The 3,767-nt window shown below is 65.4% G+C and carries 4 protein-coding genes; 2 read left to right on the top strand and 2 right to left on the bottom strand.

Annotation, left to right across the window (positions count from 1 at the left end; translation table 11 throughout):
- Together ACFE7U_RS17370 and ACFE7U_RS17365 are read right to left on the bottom strand one after the other, a co-directional pair.
- Nucleotides 1-251 (bottom strand): hypothetical protein (locus ACFE7U_RS17370; protein WP_375410960.1); only part of this gene is annotated, 251 nt, incomplete at its 3' end.
- Nucleotides 251-922 (bottom strand): PspA/IM30 family protein, encoded by a 672-nt coding sequence (locus ACFE7U_RS17365; RefSeq protein ID WP_375410959.1) that lies wholly within the window; start codon nucleotides 920-922, stop codon nucleotides 251-253. The genes ACFE7U_RS17365 and ACFE7U_RS17370, both read right to left, overlap by 1 nt.
- A gap of 151 nt (nucleotides 923-1,073) precedes the next feature.
- On the opposite strand from ACFE7U_RS17365, the gene ACFE7U_RS17360 reads away from it, so the two are divergent.
- Nucleotides 1,074-1,640 (top strand): LemA family protein, encoded by a 567-nt coding sequence (locus ACFE7U_RS17360; protein ID WP_375410958.1) that lies wholly within the window; start codon nucleotides 1,074-1,076, stop codon nucleotides 1,638-1,640.
- A 13-nt stretch (nucleotides 1,641-1,653) separates the two neighbouring features.
- Nucleotides 1,654-3,576: a M48 family metalloprotease gene (locus ACFE7U_RS17355; RefSeq protein ID WP_375410957.1), complete on the top strand. Its 1,923-nt coding sequence runs from the start codon at nucleotides 1,654-1,656 to the stop codon at nucleotides 3,574-3,576.
- Nucleotides 3,577-3,767 lie beyond the last annotated feature (191 nt).

Below are 3,767 nucleotides of genomic sequence, written 5' to 3'. Positions count from 1 at the left end.
GCGAACAGCCGCGATCCGTTCCACGCCATGAAAACCGCCATGGCGCCGACGCCGAAGAAGGTGGGAAGGCTGCCCGAGAGACCACCCGCCAGGGCCGCGAAACCCCACAATGCCGCAAAGCCCCAACAAACCGCGCCTCGAAGGTAGTAGCTGCCGACCCGCGACACGGCGACGGTGGTCGTCGCGGCCCGGCGCAGGTCCGTGACGACGGAGCTTTCACGCCCGACGTTGCCCGTCGGTTTGCGGATCATCAGGCGGCCCCATGGGCCTTGAGTGCTGCGAGGCGCTGGGCGATCGCGGCATTTCTCTGCAGGGCGTCGATCTCGGCGACGCGGTGGACGGTCTCGGTGTCGACCCGCCCCATGCCGAGCCCTCCCAACCCCGTCATCGCGCGATCGAACGCCTGCTCGGCGGCATCGACCTTCTTCTCGGCTACCCTGTCGGGGCGCACCGGACCGTCGCCTCCCAGCGCCGCCTCCCGCTGCGAGATCAGATAAGCCTTGAGCGCGTCCTCCATGTGGGTCTTGCGCTCCTCGAGCGCCGCCAGACCCTCTTCGAGGCGGGCCTCCTCCTCGCGGGCCTGCGCCGCCGCTTCGCTCAGCTTTTCGGCCTCGGCCTCGAAGTCGATCTGGCGCGACAAAGCGGCTTCCGCGAGGTCGTCGCGTCCCTGGTCAATGGCGAACCTGGCCTTTTCGTTCAGGGCGTCGACGCGCTTGGCCAGCAAGATCTGATGGCGCGCCGCCTGGAGGCGACGTGACATCACGACGTCGCGCTCCGCCTTGACCTGATCGATGGCCCGATCCGCTTCGCGGATGGCTTCTCGCATCACCGACTCGCCGCCTGCTTTCTCAAGATGATCAACGGAATCCTCGATCCCTGCAGATAAAATGCGCGATATGCGAGCAAAAATCGACTCAGCCATGGTGCCGTTCCCCGTTTCTCTGCACACAAATCAGGGCTACTCGCGTTAAGACCCAGTTAAGCGGTCCAGGTTTTTGTCCTTGCACTCAACAATATCTAAACGTGCATTCGCTACTTACCGTCGACAACAAACGGCAAGGAGGTTGCTGGTGATGATCGTCGAATTGATTGGGATCTCCGCCGTGATCGGCGCCGTGCCGCTCGTCATGGCCGTCATGACCTATAATCGCCTCGTCGCCCTCGACCACCGCTGCGAGACGGCCTTTGCGGATATCGACGTTCACCTCAAGCACCGCCAGAACCTGATCCCGAGCCTCGTCGAGACGGTGAGAGGGTTTGCCACTCACGAGCACGATATCCTGCTCGGCATCACCAACGCCCGCGCCGCGGCCCTGACCGCGGTCGCGCCGGACGCAAGGCTGAAGGCGGAGAAGGACCTCACGCAGAACATCAACACGCTGATCGGAATGGCCGAACGGTATCCGGAACTGCGCGCCTCGGGCCATTTTACGGCGTTGCGCGACGAACTGGTCGATGCCGAGAACCGCATCACGGCTTCGCGCCGGTTCTACAACCTCGCAGTAGGCGAGTATGGGGCGACGCTCCGGCAGTTTCCGGGCAGCCTCGTGGCCCGTTATCGCAAACTCAGGCCGCGGATGCCGTTCGATCTCGGCATCGAGCGCGTGCTCATCGACGAACCTGTCACCATCAAGTTTTGACTGGGCGGCTGCGATGTTCCTGCGGGTCAACGGCCTTTACGGCTGGGTACGGGTCAACGACCGGCGCTCGCTCGCGCTCTTCGCGGGCTTCCTGGCCGCCTTCCATGTGGCCGCCGTGCTGACCCTCTACGTGCCGCTCATCGCGTTCGATCCCGAGCATGCCCCGGTCTTTGCCTGGGGCGGATACGCAGCTCGCTACCTGCTGCTCGTGACCGTGGCGGCAGTCGCCCTGTTCGCGCTACTGATGCTGTGGCACGTCAAGTCGGTGCAGCGCCAACTGGCGTTCACCTTCGTCGACAATGCCGACGAACCCCGGCTGTGCCGCATCGTCGAGCCCCTGGCCATCGGCATGGGGCTGCCCGCCCCTTACGTCGGAATCGTCGAATCGACGGCACTCAACGCCTTCGCCTGCGGGTTGAGCGCCAAGAACGCGGTCGTCGTGGTGACGCGCGGGCTGATCGACGGCCTCGACGACGACGAACTCGCGTCGGTGCTGGCCCATGAATTGGCGCACATCGCCAACGGCGACATCCGCGTTCTAGCCGCTGCCAATACCTGCTTGCGACTGATCGGCTGGTTGGTGCAGCCCAGATTCCGGACGGGGAACATCTTGCGCGAGATGGTGGCCTTTCCGGTCATCATGGTCGTCATGCCGCCCCTGTTTCTGTTCGTGCTCACGATCAGCGTCTGCGCACAATCGGCGTTGAAGGGCAGTCGCCTGATCCGGATGCTCATCACATCGTCCCGCGAGTTCATGGCCGACGCGGCGGCGGTGGAGGCGACGCAGAACCCGGCAGCCCTCGTCTCGGCGCTCCGGCGCATCGACGGCAGGAGCCATCTCCCCGAACTGCCGCCGGGCCAGGACGCCATGATGATCGACGGGGCCTGCGAGGGCGCGCTTGCGACGCATCCCACGATCGCCCGGCGCATCGCGGCCATCCTTGCCGTCACCGGGTCGATGGGCCTGATCGCGCCACCGCGACGCGACACCCGGCCTGCCGCGGGACACACCGTCTTCGGCTCCCGCATCAGAGCCAGCGTGTTCGGGACGCCGCCCTTACCCGCGATCCACGGCCGCCGTGACCTCGACCCGGTCGGCACGGACGAGGATCGGAACTGGCTCGGCCTGACCCCGGCCATGACGATCGGTGCCGTCCTGGCCGTGGGGCTGTTCCTCGTCCAGCACCGACACGAACTTGGCCAGCCGGCGGCTCTGGCCGCCGTCCTCGATCCGCGCCCGGCCGGCGCCCTCTTCGCAGTGGCGGGCCGCGGCATGGCCTGCAACGTCGCGGCGATCGGTTCGCTCAGCACGGGCTTCAGCAAACCGAACTGGTGCACAGGCACGGCGATGCACGACTTCACCGTTGCGCAGGCCCAGGTGGCCGGTCCGGCAGGCAAGATGCTGTCGTCCATGACGCAGGCGCCCGAAGGTATGTTCATGCATCCGGATGGGCATTTCAGCACCCGACCGCCGCCTGCCGCGGAAGCGGCCGACATACAGGCTCAGCGCTGCTTTCGCACGCGCGGCTACACGCCGGGTGATCGTGGATGGCATCGCGTCGACGACCCGCCGCAGCATGACGGCGGCTTCGATATCAAGCGCTGGCTGGAGCACAGTGAGACGCTGGCCGGTGTCGCGGGCGCACCGGGCGCCGACGACGGGCTCCTCAAAAAATACGTCGTCGCTCGCAAGACGAACTACGAGACAATCGACCGCTTCTTCGGCGAACCTGGCCTGACCGTGATGCGTCAGGCCTTCGCGTCCCCCGCCCATCGCCAGGCGATCCAGCGGCTCGGCGCCCGTCTTCGCGACCTGCAATGGGCCGCTAGTCTTTCGACGGTCGAACGGGCCGAATACACCCTGCTCGCCGACAGCCCGAACGACTTCATCACGTGCATGGCGCGCAGGCGATTAACGGCGGCGCGTGCTCATTAGGAGCCGAGTGCTGCCTACGTTTTCGGGCGATCAATCTCGCTCAACGGGAACAGGAGAGAACCGATGCGAGAGTTACTCAATGGCGCCACCAAGCGGCAATGAAATCCGCGGCGTCAATCAAAATCAGAGTTAAGTGCTTGAAAACGTTGGCGCGCCCTACGGGAATCGAACCCGTGTTTTCGCCGTGAAAG

This window comes from uncultured Methylobacterium sp. (genome assembly GCF_964251405.1).
Classification (GTDB): Bacteria; Pseudomonadota; Alphaproteobacteria; order Rhizobiales; family Beijerinckiaceae; genus Methylobacterium.
Note: the sequence above shows the minus strand (reverse complement) of the source record. Positions and strands in the feature narration are given on the sequence as shown.

Coding starts and splice junctions, on each gene's coding strand:
- ACFE7U_RS17355 (WP_375410957.1), top strand. CDS start 1,654: ATGTTCCTGCGGGTCAACGGCCTTTACGGCTGGGTACGGGTCAACGAC.
- ACFE7U_RS17360 (WP_375410958.1), top strand. CDS start 1,074: ATGATCGTCGAATTGATTGGGATCTCCGCCGTGATCGGCGCCGTGCCG.
- ACFE7U_RS17365 (WP_375410959.1), bottom strand. CDS start 922: ATGGCTGAGTCGATTTTTGCTCGCATATCGCGCATTTTATCTGCAGGG.